This is a genomic window from Mycobacterium sp. (assembly GCF_032159775.1).
Taxonomy (GTDB): domain Bacteria; phylum Actinomycetota; class Actinomycetes; order Mycobacteriales; family Mycobacteriaceae; genus Mycobacterium.
Genome location: NZ_JAVHWK010000076.1, coordinates 15,971 through 39,973, shown reverse-complemented (window position 1 = coordinate 39,973; position 24,003 = coordinate 15,971). Strand labels below are relative to the sequence as shown.

The following is a 24,003-nucleotide window of genomic DNA, read 5'->3' as shown; positions in this document are numbered from 1 at the left end:
ACCGGTCAGCTAAACACGTCGGCGTGTGCGGCCACGTACTGCTCCACCGTTTGCGCTGGGGCGCCGGTGATCTGCGCGACGTCGTCGGTGCTGCGGTCGTAGCGGCCCTCGCGGTGAAGCCGCGCCATGGTGGCGATGTGCTGGGCGACGTGCGCGGGCAGCCCGATCGGGGTCAGCACTCGATCTGTCCACTCGTCGAGCGGCAGATCCTGCGCGGTCACCGGCCTGCCCAGCGCGCGCGAGTACTGCTCAGCGATCCCGCCGATGTCGAGCACTTCGGGCCCGGTCAGCTCGTAAACCTTGCCGATGCATCCTGCGGGTTCGCGGAGCACGGTGGCCACCACTCGGGCGACGTCGGTAGCGGCGATCGGCGATGTTCGCCCGCTGCCGAACGGCAACACCAGCGTGCCGCGTTCGCGGATCGAGTCGGCGGCCAGCATGGTGAGCAACGGGTTCTCCATGAAGACCGTGGGACGCACATGAACGACCGGCACACCCGACCAGTTCATGATGTGTTCGGCGAGCCAGTGCAGCCGGTGCTGCTTGGATTCCGAGGTACTGGTCAGCGTCATCTGCGAGACGGTCATCTGCGACATGTTCACGATGACTTCGACTGGCGCCGCCTCGAGCGCGACCGCGCAGACGATGGCCGTGGCCGTGAGGTAGTCGGGCGAGACACTCATGTTGAAGAACATCCGCTCGACGCCAGCCATCGCGTTCGCGACGTGTTGCGTGTTGGTCAGATCTCCGACGACGACCTCGGCGCCCAGATCGCGAAGCGCGGTCGCCCGGTCGTCGTCCCGACGCACCATCGCCCGCACCGGATGCCCATCATCGAGAAGCAGTTTCACCACCTGGCGGCTCACGCTGCCGATCCCGCCGCCCGCGCCGGTGACCAGGTACACGATTAGTCGGCCATCGTCCACGTCGACGTGGCGATCAGGTCGCCGCGATCGAGCGCGGCCGCTCGGTACTCATGGATTTTCACGTAGTCCTCGTTGGTCACCATGTCGATGAACGCTGCGGGCGACGGGTACTCCACCACGAGAATCGCGTCCCAGCAGGGCTTTTCACCGTCTCCGATGACTTGCGTCGGCGCGTTGCCTGCGTAGCGGACCGTGCCGCCGACCCGTTGCAGGTGCGGCACGACCTCCTGCGCGTAGCGGGCATAGCTTTCGCGGCCGCCGTCGAGGCGGAACTGCAACAAGTTGACCATCACGACGGGGTCGTCGGCCGGTCGCGCGGCGAGTGCGGCCATCTGTTCATGCGTAGGCTCTAGCGACTGGGTCATAGGTCGATTGTGGCAGCGATAGCGCCTTTTCGAGGCGTTACGCGCTCGATGTCAATCGGGTCTCCACGTCGCACGACGCCAGGACTGACAATGTCGGCATACCAACCGGCACAGGCGGATTGGCCGAAAAATGGGAGATCCTTGAGCCCGAGTCGCGCGATCGCCTTCAGAATCGCAGCGTCCTTCGGCAGACCTGGCTGAGGCAAAGTCGTCATCACACAACGCGGTGTCAGAATGGCGAGGTGCACGACGGCCTGCTCACCGAGGTGTACATCGCAGTTCAGCCAGTCGTCCTCCGCGGCGAGTAGATCGCCGTCGTCGACCAGGACGTTGGGTCGCATCCGTCGCGGATCCCAACCTCCTTCGGGGTGCTCAGCTGCCAACTGCCTCAGCGTGCTTGCGGCCAACACGTGCACTTGGGCAAGGTCCACGAAACCGAGCGCATGACGCTCGGCCTTCACGAAGCGCACTTCTCGGCGCAGATATTCTGACGCGCGCTTGGCCAGTTCTTCCCCGCCATCGCCGTCGGTCCGAACCACGGTGCCGTCGGGGAAGGTCACCTCGATGGGTGCTGCACCGTCCTCGGCCGGCGGATGAAGGAAACTCGCCCGGCATTCGAGCAATGGCCCGAAGTGCTTGGATTGCTTCGCACTGGCGATTTCACCCGTCTCGGCATCGATGAACGCGTATGCGCGGTCGCCGCGGACGCCGGTCGTGCCGAGCGAAATCTCGTCGACCTCTAGGCCCTGCATCGACTTGACCGGGTACTGCCACAACTTGCCAACCGAGGTCATGAGTCGATACTGCGCTCGCTGATAAACCGGCGCAAACGTCCGCTCATCGGATCCTCGAACTCGATGTTGTAAGCCCGCAGCTGCAGTGGCGTCGAGAAGTCGCCGCGCGCAACATCGACGATGTCCGGGTACAACGGATCTCCGATGATCGGCAGGCCGAGCGAGGCCATGTGCACCCGTAGCTGATGCGTGCGCCCGGTGCGCGGTGTCAACCGGTACAAGCCGTCGCCGAGATGCTCAACTAGCGTCTCGGCGTTCGGCTCCCCCGGCTGCTCGAACGCCTGTAACCGGCCACGCTGCTTAATGATTCGGCTGCGCAGCGTCATCGGAAACTCCAACGCCGGGTCCACCGCCGCTCGCGCCAGATACGTCTTGCGCACCTCGCCGCGCGCGAACATCGTCTGATACGCGCCGCGGATTTCACGCCGCGCAGTGAACAACAACACTCCTGCGGTCAACCGGTCCAACCGATGTGCGGGCGACAACTCCGGCAGATCCAGCTCTCGCCGCAGTCGCACCGTCGCCGTCTGCGCGACATGCCCGCCACGCGGCATGGTTGCCAGGAAGTGAGGCTTGTCGACGACCACGATGTCGTCGTCGCGGTACAGCACCGGGATGTCGAACGGCACCACAGCTTCGTCAGGCAGATCACGGTAGAGATAGACGTCCGAGTTCGGCGGCAGCACCGTCGCCGCCGTCACCACCGCACCGTCGGCACAAACCACCTCGCCCGCAAGCACTTTCGCCGCTGCTGCTTCGCCGAACCGATCCGCCAGCTCCACCAGCACCGCACCGCCGCGCAACCGCACCCGCGCCGGACCCACGCCGTCGCGGTCAGGCAACGGGGCACGACTCAATTGAGCGGCACCGGCTCGAGGATCTCGGCGCGCGCCTCGGGCGCGGCGGCTCGCAGTGCGTCTGCGGACTCGTCGTCGGGCTGCTGCTGCGACTGGACCTCCGCGTCGACCCGCGCGATGTACGTGTTCACCTCGCGGTCGACGTCCTCGGCCGTCCACCTCAGGATTGGTGCCACCACCTCGGCGACCTCGCGGGCGCAGTCGACGCCGCGGTGCGGGTACTCGATCGAGATTCGCATGCGACGGGCGAGAATGTCTTCGAGGTGCAGCGCGCCCTCCGCCGCGGCGGCATACCAGGCTTCGACCTTCAGATACACCGGCGCCTCGGTGATCGGCGCGAGTAACTCAGGCTTGTCGTCGGCCATCGCCAGCACCTCGCCGATCAGCGAGCCGTAGCGGTCCAGCAGATGGCGCACCCGGTAGGGGTGCAGCCCGTACATCGCCCCGAGGTGTTCGGTCTGGTTGATCATCGCGAAATACCCGTTGGCGCCCATCAACGGCACCTTGTCGGTCACCGACGGCGCCACCCGGGTTGGTACGTATTCACTTGCGGCGTCGATCGCGTCGGCGGCCATCACCCGGTAGGTGGTGTATTTGCCGCCGGCGATCGCCACCAGTCCCGGCGCGGGGACCGCGACGGCGTGTTCGCGCGACAGCTTCGAGGTCTCCTCGACTTCCCCCGCCAGCAGCGGCCGCAGGCCGGCATACACACCGTCGATGTCGTCATGAGTGAGTGGTGTCGCAAGCACGGTGTTGACGGTGCTGAGGATGTAATCGATGTCCGCCTTGGTGGCCGCGGGGTGGGCGAGGTCGAGATTCCAGTCGGTGTCGGTAGTGCCGATGATCCAATGCGTGCCCCACGGGATCACGAACAGCACGGACTTCTCGGTGCGCAGGATGATCGCCACCTCGCTGACGATGCGGTCCCGCGGCACCACGACGTGCACGCCCTTGGACGCGCGGACGCGGAACCGGCCGCGCTGCTTGGACAGCGCCTGGATCTCGTCGGTCCACACTCCGGTGGCGTTGACCACGACGTGGCCGTGCACCTCGGTGACGTCGCCGTCCTCGGAGTCGCGGATCTTCACCCCGGTAACGCGATCGCCCTCGCGCAGGAGTGCGACCGCCTGGGTCGACGTCCGAACGACCGCTCCGTAATGCGCCGCGGTGCGCGCCACGTTCATCGTGTGCCTGGCGTCGTCGACGACGGTGTCGTAGTAGCGGATACCGCCGATCAGCGAACTTCGCTTCAAGCCCGGCGCCAACCGCAGCGCGCCCGCTTTGAACAAATGCTTCTGCGCGGGAACGGATTTGGCGCCGCCGAGTTGGTCGTAGAGAAAGATGCCCGCCGCCACGTACGGCCGCTCCCAGAATCGGTGGGTCAGCGGGAACAGGAACGGTAGCGGCTTGACCAAATGCGGCGCCAGCGTCGTCAACGACAGCTCGCGTTCGTGCAGCGCCTCCCGCACCAACCCGAACTCGAGCTGCTCGAGGTAGCGCAGTCCGCCGTGGAACATCTTCGACGAGCGGCTCGAGGTGCCGGAGGCAAAATCGCGGGCCTCGACGAGAGCGACCTTGAGCCCGCGCGTGGCCGCATCCAGAGCCGCGCCCGCGCCGACCACGCCGCCGCCGATGACGACAACGTCGAATTGTTCGCTTCCGAGCCGCTCCCACGCCAGTCTGCGCTGCTCAGGGCCGAGAAAGGTCTGCCCGCTGCCCAGACCGGGTATCGGGTCGGTCACGCGGACTCCTCTTGTTACTGGTCGGTAGCTTCTTAGCTCCAGGCTACCTGCGGCTAGTCGAGATCGTCGTGACGCATCAGCCTGCGGCCCGCTTCGGTGATCGAACCCGACAGGCTGGGGTAGACCGAGAACGTCTCCGCCAGCTCGTCCACTGGCAGGCCGTCCTGGACAGCCATCGCGATCGGCATGATCAGTTCGGAGGCGATCGGCGCGACCACCACGCCTCCGATGACCACGCCGGTCGCCGGGCGGCAGAAGATCTTCACGAAGCCACGGCTCAGGCTGGACATCTTGGCTCGCGCGTTTGTGTTCAGCGGCAACATGATTGTGCGAGCGGCGACCGTGCCGTCGTCGATCTTGGCCTGCGGGACGCCGACGGCGGCGATCTCGGGGCGGGTGAACACCGCAGCGGCCACGGTGCGCAGCCTGATTGGGTGCAGCGCCTCGCCGAGTGCGTGATACATCGCGATGCGCCCCTGCATGGCCGCAACCGAGGCCAGCAGCATCAGGCCGGTGCAGTCACCGGCCGCGTAGATGCCCGGTGCCGAGGTGCGCGACACCCGGTCGACGGTCAGATAATTGCCCTGCCCGAGTTCGATGCCGACCTTCTCGAGCCCCAGGCCGGATGTGTTGGGCACCGAGCCGACGGTCATCAGCGCGTGGCTGGCCTCGACGGTGCGGCCGTCGGTCAGGGTCACCAGCACACCGCTATCGGTGCGGGTGACCGAGTCGGCCCTCGCGTTCTTCTCGAGTTTGACGCCGCGCTGCTCCCACAGTTCCTCGAGCACAGCGGCGGCGTCGGAGTCCTCGTGCGGGAGGATCTGGTCGCGGCTGGCGACCACCGTCATCCTCACACCGAGCTCGGTGTAGGCGTTGACGAATTCGGCACCGGTGACCCCGGATCCGACCACGACGAGATGATCGGGCAGCGCATCGAGGTCGTAGAGCTGCCGCCAGTTCAGGATTCGCTCACCATCGGTCTTCGCGCCGGGCAACACGCGGGGGCTGGCGCCGGTGGCAATCAGTACGACGTCGGCGGGCACGACGTTCGTCGAGCCGTCCGCCGTCGTGACCTTGACGCGGTGCGCGGCCATGCCGGGCACGTCGTCGACGAGTTCCCCGCGCCCGCTGACCAGGGTGACCCCCTCGCTGCGCAGCCGGTCGGCGATGTCGGCGGACTGAGCAGCCGCGAGCCGCTTGACGCGCTCGTTGATGCGGGGCAGCTGAATCTCGGCGTCCTCGAACTCGAGATCGAAGCCGAGATCAGGCGCACGGCGCAGCTCGGTCCGCACACCGGTCGACGCGATGAACGTCTTCGATGGCACGCAGTCCCACAGCACGCAGGCCCCGCCGATGCCGTCGCTGTCGATGATGGTGACCTCGGCGACGTCGCGACCGCGGGCCGCGGCAACCAGCGCCGCTTCATAGCCTGCCGGGCCGCCGCCGATGATCACAATGCGGGTTGCCACCGCCCTAACCTAGCCAAGCGTGCCGTTGAACGCCCAGCCATCGAGAGAAGCCTTAGGCTGCTCCCGTGCCGATTTACGCCGCTTACGGGTCGAACATGCATCCGGAGCAGATGCTGGAGCGGGCGCCGCACTCGCCGATGGCGGGAACGGGATGGCTGCACGGCTGGCGGCTCACCTTCGGCGGCGAGGACATCGGCTGGGAAGGCGCACTCGCCACGCTGGTCGAAGATCCGCTGGAAAAGGTGTTCGTCGTCCTCTACGACATGACGGAGTCCGACGAAGCGAACCTCGACCGTTGGGAGGGCGGCGAGCTGGGCGTGCACAAGAAGATCCGCTGCCGGGTGGACCGGCTGTCGTCGGACACCACGACCGATCCGGTGTTGGCGTGGCTGTATGTGGTCGACGCGTGGGAAGGCGGGCTGCCGTCGGCGCGCTATCTGGGTGTGATGGCCGATGCCGCCGAAATCGCCGGTGCACCAGCGGAATACGTCCGCGATCTGCGCACCCGCCCGGCCCGCAACATCGGCCCAGGCACCGTGGAGCCTTAACCTCTACGCCCTGCACCGCGACCGTGCGTGTCTGCACACGACACGCCGCGGCCGGGTGGCATTCCGTGCACCTTCACGCCGCCTGAGCGCGACGCAATTGTGCGTCGATGCGGCCTACGAACTCCGACGGCCGGTATCTGACATCCTCGAAGACGATTGCGAGGGCGACCCAGCGTATGTCTCCCAGCGCGGCCTGACGCCGACGATCCCGCTTCATCGCGTCCGGGCCGCTATGCCAGTCCACTCCGTCGTACTCGACAGCGACCCGATGGTCGGGCCAGGCGAAGTCCAGGCGCCTGAGGTCACCGTTCCCGTCGATGAGTTCGTACTGCAGCTCCGGCGTCGGCAGGTTGCCGTCGATCATGGCCAATCGCGCTTCGCTTTCCATCGGCGACTCCGCGCGAGGATCCGCCAGCGCGATCAGGTTTCGGACCTCGACTATGCCGCGTCGCCCGGCCTGCTCGATAGCTGCTCGCCAGATATCGGCCCGGCTGCACGTGCCGCTGCGCAGCGCTGCGTCGAGCGTCGCTAGTGCGCGTGGACGTTGCAGGCTGCGTGCGACCTCGACAGCGGTCCATGCCGGCGACGTCACCCGACGCCCATCGACCGTTACAAGTGGCGCACCGTCGCGGCGATGTACGACCAAGCCATCACTCGGTCGCAGCTGGCGACGCGGCGGATTGAGCACATGTAGGTCCGCGGGCTCTTCGGTATCGAAGCCGTGCAATGCAGCGGCAGTCCCAAGGCATACTGGCACCTTGGCGCGGCACGAGAGGTCCAGACCCCGTAAACGCGTATTGTCGTCGGGTTCTCCGCGGCAGTAGATCCCGTACCAAATCTTGCTCAGCGCACCGCTTTCGAGTTGTCGCTCCAAACTGCGCCTTGACGTATGGCGGAGAATCTGGGCACTGGTAGCGACTCCTCCTTGATCATCGAACAATCGTTCCAGCTCTGCGTTCATGACGAGATCGTCGACGCCAGCGAGGCGACTGCGGTAGAGCCAGAGGAGAGGGCGGTGGATCAATGTCGAACTGTGCACAGCCCCGCACCGCGAAGGTGCACAGTTGAACGTGAAACTGCGGCGTGTCGTGTGCAAACACGCACGCTCGCGGTGCCGACGGGACCAGCCTCAGAACTCGGCGGCCTGCTGGACGATATTCACCAGTGCGCGGATGCCCACCGCGAGCGCGCGTTCATCGATATCGAACGTCGGCTGGTGCAGATCGAGCTGCGGGCCCCGGCCGGGCCAGACACCCAGCCGTGCCATCGCCCCCGGCACCTCCTCGAGATACCAGGAGAAGTCCTCCCCGCCGCCCGACTGACGGGTGTCGGCCAGCACATCGGGACCGATGCTCTCGATCGCGTGCGTCATGATCCGCGTCGAGATCTCCTCGTTGACCACCGGCGGCACACCGCGCCTGTAGTGCAGCGTGTGCTCGATGGCCAGCGGCGCCAACAGGGCCGTAATGATCTCGCCGACAATCGATTCCAAGGTCAGCCAGGTATCGCGGTTGGCGGTCCGCACAGTGCCTGCGAGCATGCCGCTCTGCGGGATGGCGTTGGCCGCGACGCCTGCGTTGACCGCACCCCACACCATCACGGTGCTGGTGCGCGGGTCGATGCGGCGGGACAGCACACCGGGCAGGCCGGTGATCACGGTGCCGAGCCCGTAGACCAGATCACCCGTGAGATGTGGTCGCGACGTGTGCCCGCCCTGGCTGTGCAGGGTGACCTCGATGTGGTCGGCGGCAGAGGTGATCGGCCCGGCTCGCAATGCGACCCGTCCGACGGCCAGCCGCGGATCGCAGTGCAATGCGAAGATCCGTGACACCCCGTTGATCGCCCCGGCGGCGATGGCGTCGATGGCGCCGCCGGGCATCAGCTCCTCAGCGGCCTGGAAGATCAGCCGCACGCCGACCGGCAGCTCGGGCACGGAGCTCAGCGCAAGCGCCGTGCCGAGCAGCACCGCGGTGTGCGCGTCGTGTCCGCATGCGTGCGAGACGTTGGGAACCACTGAGGCGTAGGGCATTCCGGTGCGGTCGGCCATCGGCAACGCATCCATATCGGCGCGCAGCGCGATGCGTTGGCCGTGCTCCGGGCCGAAGTCGCAAACCAAGCCGGTGCCGCCGGGAAGCACCTTCGGATTCAGCCCGGCGTCGGCGAGCTTGGACGCCACGAACTGTGTGGTGCCGAACTCCTGCCTGCCGAGCTCGGGGTGGGCATGAATATGCCTGCGCCAGGCCACCACATCGTCGTAGTGGGCGTCCAGCCAGGCGTCGGCGGCGTCTGCCAAGGTCATGACGCAACCCGCTTGGCCGCCAGGTCGAGCACCCGGTCGCGTTCGGTGGGCGATTCGGCCAGCGCGACCACCGTGCGGGCCAGCATGATCGCGCCATCGCAGACGGCCTTGTCGCCGCTGGCACCGGCCGCTGCGGTTGCGAAGCCGGGCTGATGGACCGACGCCCCCTGCGCGTCGACTCCGACGACGGGGTGGATGCCCGGCATCACCTGGGTGACGTTGCCCATGTCGGTGCTGCCCAACGGCACCGCGGCCTCGAACTCCTGGCCGATCGGTTCTCGGCCGAGGCGCGTCATCTCGCCGCGGAAAACATCGGCCAGCCACTTGTCCGGCGCGAGCTCGTCGTACGGCGGTTCGGTCTGCACGATCTCGTAGTCGCAGCCCGTGGCGATCGCCGCACCGAGAAAGCAGTCCGCCATCCTGTCGTCGAGGTGACGCAGCGATGCGGCGTCGGTTGCCCGCATCAGGTACAGCAGGACGGTGCGGGCGGGAATGACGTTGGGGGCCTGCCCACCGTTGGTGACGATGCCGTGTGCCATCTCGCCCGGCGCGAACTGCTGGCGCAGCAGCCCAATCGCTGTCTGCGCCACAGTGATCGCGTCCGCCGCGTTGACACCCAGGTACGGCGCGACGGCGGCGTGCGCCTCACGGCCGAGATAGGTGACTTCGACTTCCGCGGCCGCAAGCGAGCGCGCACGCGCTATGTCGAGCGGGCCGGGGTGCAGCATCACCGTCGCGGCGATGTCGTCGAAGGTTCCGGCGTTGAGCAGCAACACTTTTCCGCCGCCGGACTCCTCGGCCGGTGTGCCGAGCAGCACGACCTTGAGGCCGAGGTCGTCGGCGACATCGGCGAGCGCAAGCGCGGTGCCGACGGCCGATGCGGCGATGATGTTGTGCCCGCAGGCATGTCCGAGCCCGGGCAGCGCGTCGTATTCAGCACAGATGCCGATCACCAACGGCCCGCTGCCGAACTCGGCGCGAAACGCCGTGTCCAGGCCGCCGGGTGAGGCGCTGATCTCGAAGCCGCGCTCGGCAACCAGGGTTTGGGTCTTGGCGCAGCTTTTGAACTCAGCGAACGCCAGCTCTGGCTCGGCGTGGATGGAGTGCGACAGCTCGATCAGGTCGCCACTTCGCCGGTTGATCGCGTCTTCGACGCTGACGGCGGCCGTGGCGGTTGGCATCTTGGCAGTATCTCACTGACAGCTAAGCTGCCGAACTGTGACCGATCCGGAGGTGGCAGCGCAGCAGGCCGCGGCCGCAATCCGCGAGCGCACCGGCGTCGAGGAGCACGACGTCGCCGTGATCCTGGGCTCCGGATGGGCGCCGGCGGCCGCCGAGTTGGGTGCGCCCACGGCGGTGGTGCCGGTGGGCGAACTGCCGGGCTTCATTCCCCCGACCGCGGAGGGACACGGCGGCGACGTCATCTCGGTGCGGACGGGCGATCACCGCACGCTGGTGTTCGTCGGCAGAATCCACGCCTACGAAGGCCACGACCTGCGCCACGTTGTGCACCCCGTACGGTCGGCCTGCGCGGCAGGCGTGCGGACGGTGATATTGACCAACGCCGCGGGTGGTCTCCGAACTGATTTCGCGGTCGGACAGTCGGTGCTGATCAGCGACCACCTGAACCTGACGGCGAGATCTCCGCTGGTGGGGGCGCAGTTCGTCGACCTGGTCGACGCCTACTCGCCTCGACTGCGCGCGCTCGCGCGCGAGGTGGACCCCGACCTTGCCGAGGGCGTTTACGCGTGCCTGCCTGGACCGCACTACGAAACTCCGGCCGAGATCAGGATGCTGCGCACCCTCGGTGCCGACCTGGTCGGCATGTCGACCGTGCACGAGACGATCGCCGCGCGGGCGGTCGGCGCCGAGGTACTTGCGGTGTCGTTGGTGACCAACGCCGCGGCGGGCATGACGGGACAGCCGCTGAACCACGAAGAGGTGCTTGCCGCAGGCCGTCAGTCGGCTACCCGCACCGGTTCCCTGCTGGCCTCGGTGATCTCGCGGCTCTGATCACTGAATCGCTCGGTCATCCTGATCACGACCCGGGCCAGCAACGGCGCGGTGAAAAGCATCAACAGGATTCGTACCACTTGGGCCGCGATGACGAACGTGACGTTCGATCCCGTCTCCACCGCGGTTGCGAGCACGGCGTACACACCGCCGGGGCTGGTGGCGAGGTAGCCCTCGAGCGGGGTCAGACCTGCGACATCGGCCAGCACCACGCCAAGGCCCGCGGTGGCGATGGTCAGCACCACGATCAGGGCGACGGCGACCGGCAGCAGCCGTCCCACTGCCCGCAGCGCGTCGCGGGTGAAGGCCACACCCGCCTGCCAGCCGATGAACATGTAGCCGGCCTGAACCAGAATCGTCGGCACCGAGAGGCCGAACGACAACCCGGTGACTTGAAGCACGATGGTCAACGCCATCGGCCCGAGCAGACCCGCCCCCGGCAGCCGGATGAGCCGTCCCCCCGCCGCTCCGGCGACGATCAGCACGGTCATCAGCGCGACACTGAGATACCAAGGCGCCGAATCGGTTTGACCGCGCAAGTCGGCATGGTGTGATTTGTCGGCATGGTAAACGAGCGTGACCACGACCGGCATCGACGCGGTCACCAGCGCGACGCGCAGATACTGCACCACGGCGACGACGCGATCATCACCGCCGAGTTCGCGCGCGATGGCGACCAAGCCCGACGCGCCACCGGCGACCAGTGCAAGGGATCCAGTGAGAGGGCTGACGTCGCGGTGCCACCCGAGCAGGGCGCCCGCACCGATGCTGAGCACAAGCGTGGCCATGGCGACCCCGAGAACGATGGTCCAGTCCGGGCCGAGTGCGTTCACCGCGTCGCGATCGACCATCGTGGCGATGTAGACGCCGAGCACGCCTTGGGCGGCAGTGCCGATAGGGCGGGGAACCCGCTTGGGAGCCACTGCGGGCAGCGCCAAGGCGATACCGACGATCAGCGCTGCGAACAGCGCGGCAGAGGGAACGCCGAGGACGGTCAGGGGAACGGTGACCGCGATCGTGATTGCGGCCAGCAGCACCCATCTGGATGCTTGATTCAGCCGCTGCCTAGTCACTATGTCAAGTATGCCCTTAACAAAATTGGCGTGCAACCCGGCGTTATAGCTATGACAGCGAAGATTAACCAAGGTATAACTTGGTGATGACCGAGTCACGCGCCAGCTCCTCCGCCACCGAGTTGCGGGAATCGATGGTGGCGGTGACCAGGCAGATGCGCAGGCACCGACCCGACCACAGACTGACGCTGAGTCAGATGGAGGTGCTCAGCGAAGTCACCAGGACAAGCGTGATCACACCCGCCGAGCTGGCTGTACGGCTCCACGTGCGGGTGCAGTCCCTCACCGACAGCATCAACGAGTTGGTGGGCCGCGGACTGCTGTCGCGCCGCCCCGACGACGACGATCGACGTCGCCAACTCATCGAGGTCACCGCTGCCGGCATCGCGCTCCTCGACGAGGATCGCGCCGAGCGTGACGCCTGGCTGAACGTCACCATGCGCGACAACCTGACGGACCTCGAATTCAACCTCCTGATGTTGATTGCGCCGGTGCTACGCAAGCTGGCTTACGCCGAACACAAAGTGGGCACACTGCCCGTATGACGAGCCCTCGGGCCAGCGCCGCTCAAGAATGGATAGAGCACGACCCCGACCCCGTGACCGCCGCGGAGTTGAAGTCGTGCAGTGACGACGAGCTAGCGGAACGGTTCGCGCTTCCGCTCACCTTTGGCACGGCAGGTCTGCGAGGTCCGATGCGCGGCGGCCCGGGTGGCATGAACCTCGCCGTCGTTCTGCGGACCAGTTGGGCCGTCGCGCAGGTGCTCAAGGAACGCGGCTTCGACGGATCCAACGTCGTCGTCGGCGGCGACGCCCGCCACTGCTCGGAGCAGTTCGCGCTCGCGGCAGCCGAAGTCTTCGCCGGGCAAGGATTCATGGTGACGTTGCTGTTCGCCGCTGTGCCAACGCCGGTGGTGGCGTTCGGTAGCCGCCATCTCGGCGCGAGCGCGGGCATCCAGATCACGGCGTCTCACAACCCGCCATCGGACAACGGGTACAAGGTCTACTTCGACAGCGGCATTCAGATCGTCCCGCCCACCGACCGGGAGATCGAGGCGCTGATCGGCAAGGCGCCGCACGCCGACGAGATACCAAGAGCGCCGGTCCAGACATCTGGCATGGACCTGATCCAGCGCTACGTCAACCGCGCGTCGCAGGTCCGGCACACGCACGGCTCGGTGCGGTTGGCGTTCACCGCGATGCACGGCGTCGGCGGCGAGTACGCACTCGATGCATTCGTCCGGGCCGGACTGTCCGACGTTGCCGTGGTCGAGAGTCAGTTCGCGCCCGACCCCGACTTCCCCACCGTCCCGTTCCCCAATCCGGAGGAACCGGGAGCCACCGACGAACTTTTGAAGCTGGCCGCCGAGAACGAAGCCGAAGTCGCCATAGCCCTTGACCCCGACGCCGACCGGTGCGCGGTCGGCGTGCCGACGCCGGACGGCTGGCGCATGCTCACGGGCGACGAAACCGGTTGGCTGCTCGGTGATTACATACTGTCTCAGATCGATCCCGGCGACGTAACCGAATGCACGGTGGTGGCCAGCTCTGTGGTGTCGTCGCGGATGCTCTCCCGGATCGCCGCCGCGCACGGCGCTCGCCACGTCGAGACTCTGACGGGCTTCAAGTGGTTGTCGCGGGCGGACGCGGATCTGCCGGGGTGCACGCTGATATATGCGTACGAGGAGGCGATCGGCTACTGCGTCGACCCGTCAGCGGTCCGCGACAAGGACGGGATCAGCACCGCCGTGTTGTTCTGCGACCTGGTCGTAGCGCTGCGCGAGCAGGGACGCACAGTGCTCGACGCACTCGACGACCTCGCCCGACGCCACGGCGTGCACACCACGACGGCGGTATCCCGGCCGGTGGGCGATGCCGACGACGCTGCGGCGGTGATGACCCGGCTGCGTTCCAAGGCGCCGACGAAGCTGTGCGGGTTCGACGTGACGATGACGGATCTGGCTGCGGCGCAGCCTTACCAACGTCGATCCGACGCGGTGATCCTCACCGGTGGAGACACCGAGACTGAGGTCCGGATCGCGGTGCGGCCGTCGGGTACCGAGCCGAAGGTCAAGTCCTACATCGAAGTTCGACGCGCGTGCGTCGACGGTGATGTGGCGGCGGCCCGCGCGGAGGCCCAACGCATTGCCGGAGAGCTGACCGAGCTCGCGGGCAAGTTCTAGCGCGGCCCGAACTGGCGGTCGCCGGCATCGCCCAGTCCGGGAACGATGTAGGCGACGTCGTTGAGACGGTCGTCGATGGTTGCGGTGAACAATTTGAGGTCGGGTGCCACTTTCTCGATCGCCGCGATGCCTTCTGGGGCGACGACGACGCAGATCGCCGTGATGTCAACGGCGTTGCGGGCCTGCAACAGTGCGATGGTGTGCGCCATCGAGCCACCGGTCGCCAGCATCGGGTCGAGCACGAACACGGGCTGGCCGCTCAGATCGTCGGGCAGCGACTCCAGGTAGGGCGTCGGCTGGTGGGTCTGCTCGTCACGCGCGACACCGACGAAGCCGACGTGCGCCTCGGGGATCAACGCGTGCGCCTGGTCGACCATGCCGAGACCGGCGCGCAGCACGGGCACCAGCAGCGGCGGGTGGGCGAGTCGGGCACCGGTGGTGGCTGCGAGCGGCGTGCGGACCTGGACGCTCTCGGTGGCGGCGTCGCGGGTGGCTTCGTACACCAGCATCAAGGTCAGGTCGCGAAGCGCGTCTCGAAACGACGCGTTGTTCGTGCGCTCGTCGCGCAATGTGGTCAGCCGCGCTGCGGCCAGCGGATGGTCGACGACGCGCACGTCCATGCGCCGACCCTAACGTCAGGGAACCACCCGGCGCGATCGATCGTCGTATCGCCATGTTCGTCGACACAAACGCCATCAGTGCGCTCGGCACCGACTGCTCTGCCCACGCCGATGACCTGTCCACCGCCGCAGCCGCCCTGAAGTCGCTGCCCGGTGCGGGCGCGGCCGCCGCGTTCGGTCCCGTCGGCGCGGGATTCCTCGCCGCCCTCGCCGACGCGGTCGCAACCGAAATGCAGGCCGTCCTCGCGCTGGGCGACGACCTCGCCTCGGCGCAGTCGGTCACGGGTGTGGTGGCGCAGGCCTACTCCGACGCTGACCGACGCGGCAGCCAGCTTCTTTAGCGATGCCGAGCGGACTGATCGCCGCGTTATCGGCGCCCATCCGAGAGGTGGCGGCGCAGGTCGGGCCGGGCTGGTCGGACGAGGGGGATCCGGCCATCTCACTTGCGGAGGTACGTGACCAGTTGGCGGACATCTCCGCTGCCGCACGTCTCGGATGGGAACGTGTCGCGCAGAGATGGTCAGGCGTGGGTGCCGACGGAGCCGCGGACTTCATATCCGGTGTCGCCGATTCCGCGGACAGGTTGGCGCAGCGGATCGATGAGTTGAGGGTCAGCACCGCAGGCGCTGCTGATGCCGTTTCCTGGGCGCGCTCACGGCTGCAGGACATCATCAGCCGCTTCGAAGAACACGCCGCCGCCATCGAGGCGCGGCTCGACGAACCCGGTGCAGCAGAAGAGTTGCGAGAGGAGGCTCGACGGGCGCTGAATGAGGCGGTCGCCGTCGTCGACGAACTGCGCACAGAACTCGACGGCCACGCCGCCAATGTCGAGGCACCGGCGGCACCGATGGCGCCTGCGGGAGCGACGGCACCTGCGGGAGCGACGGCCGGTGCGCCTACTGCGCCTGCCGGTTTCGCGCCGCCCGCGGGATTCGGCGGCATGCCTGCCGGGGCGTCAGGCGGTGCTGCGCCCACCGGCGCCGAACTTGCGTCGCTGCCGCTGCCGGATCCAGAGCAGTTCGGAGACGGGGTTGCCGTGCGGCTTCCGGATGGCAGCACAGTGGAAGCGCCGAACGCCGTCGCCGCCGACGCCGTCCGTAACGCACTGACACAGCTCGGCGTTCCCTACGTCTGGGGTGGCACCGCACCGGGAGTCGGGCTGGACTGCAGCGGGCTGACGCAGTGGGCGTATCACGAAGCAGGACTTGATCTTCCGCGACTAGCTCAGGAACAGGATCTCGGCGCAGCGGTGAGCCAGAACGCGCTTCGACCCGGTGACCTTGCTGTGTGGGACGGTCACGTCGCGATGGTCGTCGGTGACGGCCAGATGATCGAGGCGGGCGATCCGGTGCAGCTGTCGCCGATCCGAACGACGAACGCGGGTCAGGGTTTTCAGGGCTTCTGGCGGCCGACTGCCTGACGCTCGATGCCGCCGAGCCGAAGCGCTGCGACATCTTCCTCGGCGATGCTGACCAGGTCGCTCCCCCTCCGCTGCCACAACCCGGTGACGAACGCACGTGTCGCGCGGCCCATCAGCAGCGACATGGGGGACCGATTCGTCGCCCGATAGCGAATGATGATCCGTGTGCGGTGATCGCCCAGGGGAACGAACTCGACCGTCTCGATAAGAGAACGGGGAAGACCTCCGGCCACCGTCGTTCTCACGCGGGACGTGAAGTAAACGAAGGGACGCCAGTCGATGAACTCGCGGAAGGCCATCAGATGCCCAGGGCCGTGGCTGCAGTGCGACGTCGCGCCAGGCCCGAGGCGGCCCTCTGCGTTTCGCTCGTCGTGGTCAGGATCCTCGTTGTACCGCCGGCAGGCCCAGCGCTGTCGCTCGATGGGATCAACGACGTACTGCCAGGCGACCGCCGGTGGCACCGGCACATCGATCGGGATCTCGAAGTCCGCGTCGGAAGCGCTGATGTACAAGCGGCGCTCCTCCCGCATCCTGCTCAGGACCGGATCGAGATCATGCACGCCGCCTTTGGTTTCGCCGAACGACTCGTACATCTCGATATGTGAGGGCAGTTCGAACGACGGAGGCAGGCGCTGCTGACACGCCCGTGTGAAGAACGAGTAAGCCCGCGGGCCGTCGTCGTTGCTGATCGTGTTCTTCAGCAGCCGATGCGCCAAGATGACGTCCGGTCCCGCGAGGTCTTCGCGTCGGTCGTCGCGCTCGACCACATAGCTGCCGTAATGCAATACGAATTTCAGCCCAAGCGAACCGATGGCCGCGCAGGCCACGCAGCGGCAGGTCGTAGCGCGCGTCATGTCGAGCAAGCGGTTGGAGAATTCGAAGTAGCAGGCCTCGATCAGCTCGACGAGCCGCTCACCTTCCCGAAACGTCTCCGTGTCCGCATAGCAGAAGACAGCGTCGCCTTCGAGCTTTACAAACCGCATGGGAGGCGCGAGCCGCTCGCGGATGAGCGTGGTCAGTTCATGGATGATCTCGTGCGCGTGCTCCAGCTCGGTGCCGGTAAGGAACGCGGTATATCCCGAGATGTCGGCGAGAAGCAGATAGCCCTCGTGGACGCCGTGGGCGTCGCGCCTGTTCGTTAACTTAGCGATCGTTTTCATGCCACCTCTATCGCATACAACGCGATCGTCCTAGATAGCGATCCTAGCTCGTCAACCGCCGGTTTCCTATCCATGCGGGCGAGGCCAGCAAACTCTTGGCGTCGGTCGCACGGTAAGCCTTCAGGGCAATCTGCTGTTCCGCGGCAGAAATGCTGAGCCATGTCGCACCGGCGATCCTGTGCGACGACTCGTCTACGCCGCTGCCGTTCCCGCACACATCCCGGTGAATCGTTCACCGGGAACGCCGTTCGCTGCTACGAATCTCGCGGCTCGACCTCGAACACGAACTCGTGATCGCAGATCCGGATCTGGTCGCGGTCAGCGAGCGCGACGCTGCCCCGGATTCGACGGCCTTGCACGTAGACACCGTTGGCGGAGCGCAGATCGGTGATGACGAAGCTCGTGCCCGTGTCGCTGAACACGGCGTGGTGGCGGCTCACGTCGGCGTCGTCGAGCACGACGTCGTTATCGGCTGACCGGCCGATCCGGGTGGCCGCCCCGACCAGCGGATACACCTGTCCCGACGATGCATGAAGGCGCGCGACCGCGGTATCGCCGGTCGCCGTGTTCCGCCGGTCAAAGGTGCGCGCCGTCGCGGAGGCGCGGGTGAGCGCGGCTCGTCTCACGTCCAGTACCTCCTGACGCAGAATCCGCTCGTGCAGCGCGCGCAGCGTTGGCCCCGGCTCGATACCCAGCTCGTCGGATAGTGCGGTCTTCAGACGGCGGTAGGCGTGAAGGGCGTCGGACTGCCGTTCGGCGATGTAGTAGGCAATGATCAACTGCGCCCACAGCGGCTCGCGATAGGGATGCTCGTTGGTCAGACCTTCGAGAGCACCGATCACGGCCTCTGCTCGCCCGCAGGCGATTTCGGCTTCCGCGTAGGCGGTGTGGACGTTGACTTTGTCCTCGGTGAGCGCGGCGGCGAAGGCAGCGACGAACTGGAAGTCGCCCAGATCTTCAAGCACCCGGCCACGCCACTGCGCTATCGCGGCCGACAGATGCCTGCTCGCCAGCTCGAATCGGCCAGCCGCGGCTGCGCGTATGCCCGCCGTCCTTTCACTGACGAATCGGCCTATGTCGCAATCGGTGTCGGACACGGCGAGCCGGTATCCCGGGGGCGCGGCCGCCAACACCGTGCGCCCTTCGACGCCGGCGTTGTTCAAAAACCCGCGCAGATTGGAAACGTATGTGTGCAGGCTCGCACGTGGCTCCTGCCGGGCCTGTTGTCCCCACACCCCGTCGATCAACGCGTCACTGCCAACCGCGCGATTGCGATTGATCACGAGCATGGCCAGCACTGCGCGCTGCTTGCGCGAGCCCAGCGACACCGGTTCGCCGCCTACGGTCATCTCGAGCGGACCCAGCACCCCGAAACCAATCAACAGGCATCCGCCCGGGGTTGCGCCGTGCCCGTCTTCACCCACGCGTCGGGTACGAAACCGACGTCGGTGCCGTTTGGATCGGTACGGACCTTGTCCCATACCGGTGTGGCTATCGAGGGTCCTGCTCCGACGCCCGGTCCCTCCACGACGTCGCCGATCGTCGTGCAGACGACGAACACCTCAGTCTCAACCGGTAGGTAGCCGGTGACCGACCCGGAAAGCACCGGCTCGGCGCGCACCTCGAGGCTGGGCCGCTGCAGCACATAACCGCGGAACGGCACGCCGCCAGTGCGTGTTGGCTGAGTTCGGCTCGTGTGGTCGGGCACCGGCGCTGGCGGGGCCTCCGACTGGGCCCCCCGGTCCTGCTGGGTCAGCAGGCCGATGACCACGCCGACAGCACCCAGGATCAGCGCCGTGGCCACGGCGATCACGGCAGGCATCAGCCATCCCCGCCGGCGGCCCGCGTAACGGTCGGCGACCGCCTGCGCGGGATCGGCAGCCGCAGTGTCCGGCGGCATGACGAGGGTGGATCTGCTGCCGTCGGCCGCCCGTTGCGCCGCGCGGACGAGGCCACCGGCGGTGCCGTACCGGTCGTCGGGATCCTTCGCCATTCCTCGGGCGATGACGGCGTCGAACGCCGCCGGAACGCGCGGGTTGGTCACGCTCGGCCGCGGAGGTGGCGAGGCGAGATGGGCCGCGACCATGTTCTCGAGGCTGTCACGAGAAAACGGGCTGTCGCCGGTCAGCGATTCGTACAGCACGGACGCCAGCGAGTACACGTCGACCGCAGGGGTGGCCTCCTGTTCGGTGAACCGTTCGGGCGCCATGTAATTGATGGTGCCGATCGGCATCCCCGCGGTTGTCAGCCGAGTGTCGCCCTTCGTCGCGGCGATACCGAAGTCGACCAGGTAGGCGAAATCAGCCGGCGTGACGATGATGTTGTGCGGCTTGATATCCCGATGCATCAGACCCTCGGCGTGTGCCGCGTCCAGCGCGGCGCCGACCTGACCGATGATGGCCACGGCGCGTGACGGTTCGAGCGGGCCCGTGGCGATCAGCTCGTCGAGCGTCTGGCCGTGCACCAGACGCATGTCGATGTAGAGCCTGCCGTCGATCTCACCCCAATCGTGAATGGGTATGACGTGCGGTTCCTGCAGCACCGCCGCCGCACGGGACTCGCGTTGAAATCGCTGGCGAAACGTGGCGTCGTCGGAAAACCCGTAGGCGAGGATCTTCAGCGCGACGGTTCGGTTCTTCTCGGTGTCGTAGGCCTCGTACACCTCACCCACCCCGCCTTTGCCGAGCAGGCCGATGATGGTGTACTTGCCGAACGCCGTGCCGACGCGCGACTCCACGTCGAACCCCCTGATCCCATCGGGTACAAGGGAAGTGTCTCATGTCGGTCACGAATCCCAGATCGGGCCGAACGCCGGTATCCCGCACTGCTCCAGACCGTGCACCACCTGCCGCGTGACAGTGCTGTTGGACACGCAGATGACTGCCTCGGCCCCCGATTGGGCGTAGGCGCCGTAAGCCAGTTGCAGCACATCGGGTTTGCCGAGCGCGCCGGTATCCCAGATCATCGCGTCGGGTTGGGCGGCTTTGATCTCGTCGACGAACGCGTCGCCGTAGGTGAGACGTGGGTTCTTGGTCACCCACACCAACTGGGACGGGACCGAGGTGTCCATTATGTGTCCCAATACGGGCCCAATGCCGCTGCCGGTGGCCACCACCACAACTTTGGTGAACAACTTGCGCACATTGGCCACGCCGACCGTCGGGATTCCCCGCACCCACACGTGCGTCGGCGGTTCGTCGACGAAGGCGGAGGTCCAGTCGCCTGAACGGGACACCAGCATGCGATATCCGGTCGCGCCCGGCGCGGCAGGCACATTGGCGAAGTGGTGCCACCCCACAAAGGGGCGACGGCTGATCGGGCGGGTGGTACCGACGGCCGGCACCACGCCGTGATCCAGACGCAGGATCACCGCATGCGACGACGGGCGTTCCCAACCGATCGGGATGCGACGCAGACGCAGCCACGGCCAGATGGCCAACAGCGCGGTCAGCACGACCAGCCAGAAGGCAGGCTCGGCCATCAGGGCAGAGCCGAACGACTGCTCACCGCGGCCACCGTCGACGAACAGCATGGTGTTGATCCACACCAGCACAAGCGCCGCCCAGCCGCAGAACCGGTGCGTCACCTCGAAACGGTCGTGATGTGACGCGCGCAGCCGGGGCAACGCCATCGCGATCATGACCGTGAACGTCGTGGCGATGGTGATGCCGAGGACCATGTGCGCGTGTGACACCTCGCCGACACCGGCGACGGCGTCGCGGATCAACGAAACGACGAGGGTCATGTACCAGATCGTGCCTGCCACCGCCATGCCCACGTGCAGACCGCCGAAGTGGTAGTACTTGCCGAGCGCCCATCGCACCCGCAGTGGCCAGGACGTCGGCGGTCGGGTCACCAGCCATGCCAATGCATTGGGGATGTAGGGCTGCCGAAACACCACGGCAGCAGCAAGATTCGTTTGCGCCGTCAGTGCGATGGCGCATAAGTCGGTACCGTCCGATGTCCACCAGCCGGCGGCCGCGGCACCGTGCACCGCCCATCCGAGGTTGACCGTCATCACTAGCACGACGAGCCGGTTGTACTGCTTAAGGCGCGGGTGCTTGAGGATTCGCCGCAGGAACGGCAGCCGCGGCACGATGTCCCCAGCCACGGCGCCGTAGAACCGGGGAACATTGCGCACGTCCGGCCTGGTGAGTTCTGCAGTGGTCACCGGATGAGGATCTGTGCACCCTCTTGAAGGTTTCTCAAAGGAATCTTGGAGTTCGAGTCGCCCGTGTGACCGGGAGGGTGTCTACTCGTTTCACCATTAGTTCACGTTCGGTTCGGGGGTGAGTGTCATGGCACGTGTCGACCTTTTCGCCAAGATCCCACTGATCGGGATGACCCTGGTGTTCCTGGCCATGGCGATCGTCGCGGTCACCGCCTACCTGCACGCCGGTTGGTATTCGATCATCGGCTACGCGATTGCGGCCGTGGTCGCCGTGTCCGGCTTCGTGATGACGTTTCGTGACGTCAGCGATACGCCAGACCCTCCGGAGCATTGGGATGCCCGCGGTAACCCCGTTGATCCTGCGTCACCCGGAACCGACTAGAGCGAGGCCGCTTCGATGACCACTGAACCCAAGCCGTCGACGTACGACAACTCCGCGCTGACGGCGGAGGACGAGGGCTACCACAAGGGCCTCAAGCCCCGACAGCTGCAGATGATCGCGATCGGCGGCGCCATCGGCACCGGGCTGTTCCTCGGTGCCGGCGGCCGACTACACAACGCCGGACCGGGCCTCTTCTTGAGCTACGCGTTCTGTGGCGTCTTTGTCTTCCTCATCCTGCGGGCGCTGGGCGAACTCGTGCTGCACCGGCCGTCGTCGGGATCCTTCGTGTCGTATGCGCGCGAATTCCTCGGCGAGAAGGCGGCGTTCGTCGCCGGCTGGATGTACTGGCTGAACTGGGCGTTCACGGCCATCGTCGACTCGACGGCGATCGCCACCTACTTCCACTACTGGACGTCGTTCGGGAGCGTGCCGCAGTGGCTGATCGCATTGATCGCGTTGGCGCTCGTGGTGGGGGTAAACCTCATTTCGGTCACCCTGTTTGGGGAACTCGAGTTCTGGGCTGCGGCCATCAAAGTCCTTGCGCTGATCACATTTCTGGTCGCAGGCACCATCTTCCTTGCCGGCCGCTACCAAATTCAGGGGCAGCCAACCGGATTCAGTGTGATCGCTGACAACGGCGGACTCTTCCCCGCCGGCCTCTTCCCGCTGGTGATTGTCATGTCCGGCGTTGTCTTCGCCTACGCCGCAGTTGAACTCGTCGGAACAGCGGCAGGTGAGACCGCTCATCCACATAAAATCATGCCGCGTGCGATCAACTCGGTGATCGCACGTATCGCCGTCTTCTACGTCGGTTCACTGTTCCTGCTGGCCCTTCTTCTCCCCTACACCGCCTACAAGGCCGGCGAGAGCCCGTTCGTCACGTTCTTCTCCAAGATCGGAATCAACGGCGCGGGCACTGTCATGAACATCGTCGTGCTGACCGCCGCGTTCTCCAGCCTCAACGCCGGGTTGTACTCGACCGGCCGGATCCTGCGGTCGATGGCAATGAACGGCAGCGCACCGAAGTTCACGGCGCGGATGTCCAGTCGCGGCGTGCCGTATGGCGGAATCTTCCTGACTGCGGTCGTCGGGCTGTTCGGCGTCATCCTCAACCTTCTCTTCCCCGGCCAGGCGTTCGAGATCGTGCTCAACATCGCGGCCCTCGGCATCATCGCGTCCTGGGGCACCATTGTCATCTGTCAAATCCAGCTGTACCGCTGGTCGAAGAAGGGCATCCTGGAGCGGCCGTCGTTCCGGTTGTGGGGCACGCCGTACACCGGCTATCTCACATTGGCGTTCCTGTTCGGCGTCGTCGTGCTGATGGCGCTCGACCCTCCGATCGGCACCTGGACCGTCGCCAGCCTGGTGCTCATCATTCCGGCGTTGGTCGTCGGCTGGTTCGCCGTCCGGGGTCGCGTGCTCGAGGTCGCTCGGGAGCGCGAAGGATTCACGGGTTCGTTCCCGGTCGTCGCGAACCGGCCGCTGCCAGAAGACAAGAAGAAGGACTGACTCCTCAGGCTTCGACGACGTCCTTGATCCGTTCGAGCGTCGTGCGCATGTCACGCATGTTGCGCCGCTTGCGCAGATAACCCAGAAAAGCGGTGGCCCGCAGAAGTGTTGGGACGGGGACCCAGAACGACTCGGTCACGTCCGTGCCGTCATCACCCGGCGCGAACGCGTAGTGCCAGTTGTTGACTGCGCGGTTGCCCACCAACACCTCGAAGCCGAACTCGCGGCCGGGCCGGCAGGCCGTAACCCGGCACGTCGTCCAGTAGACCGGCCCGATCTCATTGCGCTTCACGTGCCCTCGGAAGCGGGCACCGATCGCGGGTCCTGTCGCGCCGTCCAGCCATTCGGCGTCGAACGTCTCAGGCGAGAACCGCCCGGTGTTGCGGACGTCGGAGACCAACTCCCAAACCCGTTGCGCGGGGGCGTTCATATGGACCGTCACTGCTCCGCGCACGCGAGGACCATAGCAAGGG

At 66.5% G+C, this 24,003-nt stretch carries 23 protein-coding genes and 1 pseudogene; 8 read left to right on the top strand and 16 right to left on the bottom strand.

Annotated elements, in window-relative coordinates:
• Nucleotides 1-5: 5 nt before the first annotated feature.
• From QOJ24_RS08070 to QOJ24_RS08045, 6 genes are read right to left on the bottom strand one after another with little or no spacing between them, the layout of a single operon-like run.
• Nucleotides 6-905, bottom strand: a complete 900-nt coding sequence (locus QOJ24_RS08070; RefSeq protein ID WP_526260465.1) for an NmrA family NAD(P)-binding protein — start codon at nt 903-905, stop codon at nt 6-8.
• Between the two features lie 2 nt (nt 906-907).
• Entirely contained in the window at nt 908-1,291 is a 384-nt protein-coding gene (locus QOJ24_RS08065) for a DUF1330 domain-containing protein (protein WP_526260464.1), read from the bottom strand.
• Nucleotides 1,288-2,085 carry an MOSC domain-containing protein gene (locus QOJ24_RS08060; protein ID WP_526260463.1) on the bottom strand — a complete coding sequence of 266 codons (798 nt, stop codon included), beginning with the start codon at nt 2,083-2,085 and terminating at the stop codon, nt 1,288-1,290. The genes QOJ24_RS08065 and QOJ24_RS08060 overlap by 4 nt, the downstream gene beginning before the upstream one ends.
• On the bottom strand, nt 2,082-2,942 hold the full coding sequence (locus QOJ24_RS08055; protein WP_526260462.1) for a pseudouridine synthase: 861 nt from the start codon (nt 2,940-2,942) through the stop codon (nt 2,082-2,084). Before QOJ24_RS08055 ends, QOJ24_RS08060 begins: the two co-directional genes overlap by 4 nt.
• Nucleotides 2,939-4,684 (bottom strand): glycerol-3-phosphate dehydrogenase/oxidase, encoded by a 1,746-nt coding sequence (locus QOJ24_RS08050; RefSeq protein WP_526260461.1) that lies wholly within the window; start codon nt 4,682-4,684, stop codon nt 2,939-2,941. Before QOJ24_RS08050 ends, QOJ24_RS08055 begins: the two co-directional genes overlap by 4 nt.
• Before the next feature lie 53 nt (nt 4,685-4,737).
• On the bottom strand, nt 4,738-6,153 hold the full coding sequence (locus tag QOJ24_RS08045; protein WP_526260460.1) for an NAD(P)H-quinone dehydrogenase: 1,416 nt from the start codon (nt 6,151-6,153) through the stop codon (nt 4,738-4,740).
• A gap of 65 nt (nt 6,154-6,218) precedes the next feature.
• On the opposite strand from QOJ24_RS08045, the gene QOJ24_RS08040 reads away from it, so the two are divergent.
• Complete coding sequence (locus QOJ24_RS08040; RefSeq protein ID WP_526260459.1) at nt 6,219-6,701, top strand: gamma-glutamylcyclotransferase family protein; 483 nt, start codon at nt 6,219-6,221, stop codon at nt 6,699-6,701.
• Between the two features lie 73 nt (nt 6,702-6,774).
• On the opposite strand, the gene QOJ24_RS08035 is transcribed toward QOJ24_RS08040, so the two are convergent.
• The 3 genes from QOJ24_RS08035 to QOJ24_RS08025 form a co-directional block, all read right to left on the bottom strand.
• Entirely contained in the window at nt 6,775-7,662 is an 888-nt protein-coding gene (locus QOJ24_RS08035; RefSeq protein ID WP_526260458.1) for a type IV toxin-antitoxin system AbiEi family antitoxin, read from the bottom strand.
• A gap of 168 nt (nt 7,663-7,830) precedes the next feature.
• Entirely contained in the window at nt 7,831-9,000 is a 1,170-nt protein-coding gene (locus QOJ24_RS08030; protein ID WP_526260457.1) for an amidohydrolase, read from the bottom strand.
• Nucleotides 8,997-10,181: a M20 family metallopeptidase gene (locus QOJ24_RS08025; protein ID WP_526260456.1), complete on the bottom strand. Its 1,185-nt coding sequence runs from the start codon at nt 10,179-10,181 to the stop codon at nt 8,997-8,999. Before QOJ24_RS08025 ends, QOJ24_RS08030 begins: the two co-directional genes overlap by 4 nt.
• Nucleotides 10,182-10,218: 37 nt before the next feature.
• Here QOJ24_RS08025 and QOJ24_RS08020 point away from each other — a divergent pair, with 37 nt between their 5' ends.
• The gene (locus QOJ24_RS08020; protein WP_526260455.1) at nt 10,219-11,013 is read left to right on the top strand and encodes a purine-nucleoside phosphorylase; all 795 of its coding nucleotides are present in this window, start codon (nt 10,219-10,221) and stop codon (nt 11,011-11,013) included.
• Here QOJ24_RS08020 and QOJ24_RS08015 read toward each other — a convergent pair.
• Complete coding sequence (locus QOJ24_RS08015; protein ID WP_526260454.1) at nt 10,959-12,086, bottom strand: AbrB family protein; 1,128 nt, start codon at nt 12,084-12,086, stop codon at nt 10,959-10,961. The genes QOJ24_RS08020 and QOJ24_RS08015 overlap by 55 nt on opposite strands.
• Nucleotides 12,087-12,172: 86 nt before the next feature.
• Here QOJ24_RS08015 and QOJ24_RS08010 point away from each other — a divergent pair, with 86 nt between their 5' ends.
• Nucleotides 12,173-12,631, top strand: coding sequence for a MarR family winged helix-turn-helix transcriptional regulator (locus QOJ24_RS08010; protein WP_526260453.1), 459 nt, complete (start codon nt 12,173-12,175; stop codon nt 12,629-12,631).
• Complete coding sequence (locus QOJ24_RS08005; protein WP_526260452.1) at nt 12,628-14,268, top strand: phospho-sugar mutase; 1,641 nt, start codon at nt 12,628-12,630, stop codon at nt 14,266-14,268. The genes QOJ24_RS08010 and QOJ24_RS08005 overlap by 4 nt, the downstream gene beginning before the upstream one ends.
• On the opposite strand, the gene upp is transcribed toward QOJ24_RS08005, so the two are convergent.
• Nucleotides 14,265-14,888, bottom strand: a complete 624-nt coding sequence (gene upp / locus QOJ24_RS08000; protein ID WP_526260451.1) for a uracil phosphoribosyltransferase — start codon at nt 14,886-14,888, stop codon at nt 14,265-14,267. The genes QOJ24_RS08005 and upp overlap by 4 nt on opposite strands.
• A 53-nt stretch (nt 14,889-14,941) precedes the next feature.
• Between upp and QOJ24_RS07995 the strand changes: the two genes are divergently transcribed.
• Both QOJ24_RS07995 and QOJ24_RS07990 read left to right on the top strand, forming a co-directional pair.
• On the top strand, nt 14,942-15,229 hold the full coding sequence (locus tag QOJ24_RS07995; protein ID WP_526260450.1) for a hypothetical protein: 288 nt from the start codon (nt 14,942-14,944) through the stop codon (nt 15,227-15,229).
• A gap of 2 nt (nt 15,230-15,231) precedes the next feature.
• Complete coding sequence (locus QOJ24_RS07990; RefSeq protein WP_526260449.1) at nt 15,232-16,308, top strand: C40 family peptidase; 1,077 nt, start codon at nt 15,232-15,234, stop codon at nt 16,306-16,308.
• On the opposite strand, the gene QOJ24_RS07985 is transcribed toward QOJ24_RS07990, so the two are convergent.
• The 4 genes from QOJ24_RS07985 to QOJ24_RS07970 all read right to left on the bottom strand — a co-directional run bounded on the left by QOJ24_RS07985 (nt 16,281) and on the right by QOJ24_RS07970 (nt 21,639).
• The gene (locus QOJ24_RS07985; protein WP_526260448.1) at nt 16,281-17,468 is read right to left on the bottom strand and encodes an SRPBCC family protein; all 1,188 of its coding nucleotides are present in this window, start codon (nt 17,466-17,468) and stop codon (nt 16,281-16,283) included. The genes QOJ24_RS07990 and QOJ24_RS07985 overlap by 28 nt on opposite strands.
• Before the next feature lie 254 nt (nt 17,469-17,722).
• Nucleotides 17,723-18,817 (bottom strand): BTAD domain-containing putative transcriptional regulator, encoded by a 1,095-nt coding sequence (locus tag QOJ24_RS07980; protein WP_526260476.1) that lies wholly within the window; start codon nt 18,815-18,817, stop codon nt 17,723-17,725.
• 29 nt (nt 18,818-18,846) lie between these two features.
• On the bottom strand, nt 18,847-20,205 hold the full coding sequence (locus tag QOJ24_RS07975; protein WP_526260447.1) for a serine/threonine-protein kinase: 1,359 nt from the start codon (nt 20,203-20,205) through the stop codon (nt 18,847-18,849).
• A gap of 48 nt (nt 20,206-20,253) precedes the next feature.
• On the bottom strand, nt 20,254-21,639 hold the full coding sequence (locus tag QOJ24_RS07970; RefSeq protein WP_526260446.1) for an FNR domain-containing protein: 1,386 nt from the start codon (nt 21,637-21,639) through the stop codon (nt 20,254-20,256).
• Between the two features lie 127 nt (nt 21,640-21,766).
• On the opposite strand from QOJ24_RS07970, the pseudogene QOJ24_RS07965 reads away from it, so the two are divergent.
• Both QOJ24_RS07965 and QOJ24_RS07960 read left to right on the top strand, forming a co-directional pair.
• Nucleotides 21,767-21,946 (top strand): annotated as a pseudogene (locus QOJ24_RS07965) (hypothetical protein); the annotation flags it as partial.
• 90 nt (nt 21,947-22,036) lie between these two features.
• Nucleotides 22,037-23,530 carry an amino acid permease gene (locus tag QOJ24_RS07960; protein ID WP_526260445.1) on the top strand — a complete coding sequence of 498 codons (1,494 nt, stop codon included), beginning with the start codon at nt 22,037-22,039 and terminating at the stop codon, nt 23,528-23,530.
• Between the two features lie 4 nt (nt 23,531-23,534).
• Here QOJ24_RS07960 and QOJ24_RS07955 read toward each other — a convergent pair whose 3' ends face one another.
• The gene (locus tag QOJ24_RS07955; protein WP_526260444.1) at nt 23,535-23,984 is read right to left on the bottom strand and encodes an SRPBCC family protein; all 450 of its coding nucleotides are present in this window, start codon (nt 23,982-23,984) and stop codon (nt 23,535-23,537) included.
• Nucleotides 23,985-24,003: the final 19 nt, after the last annotated feature.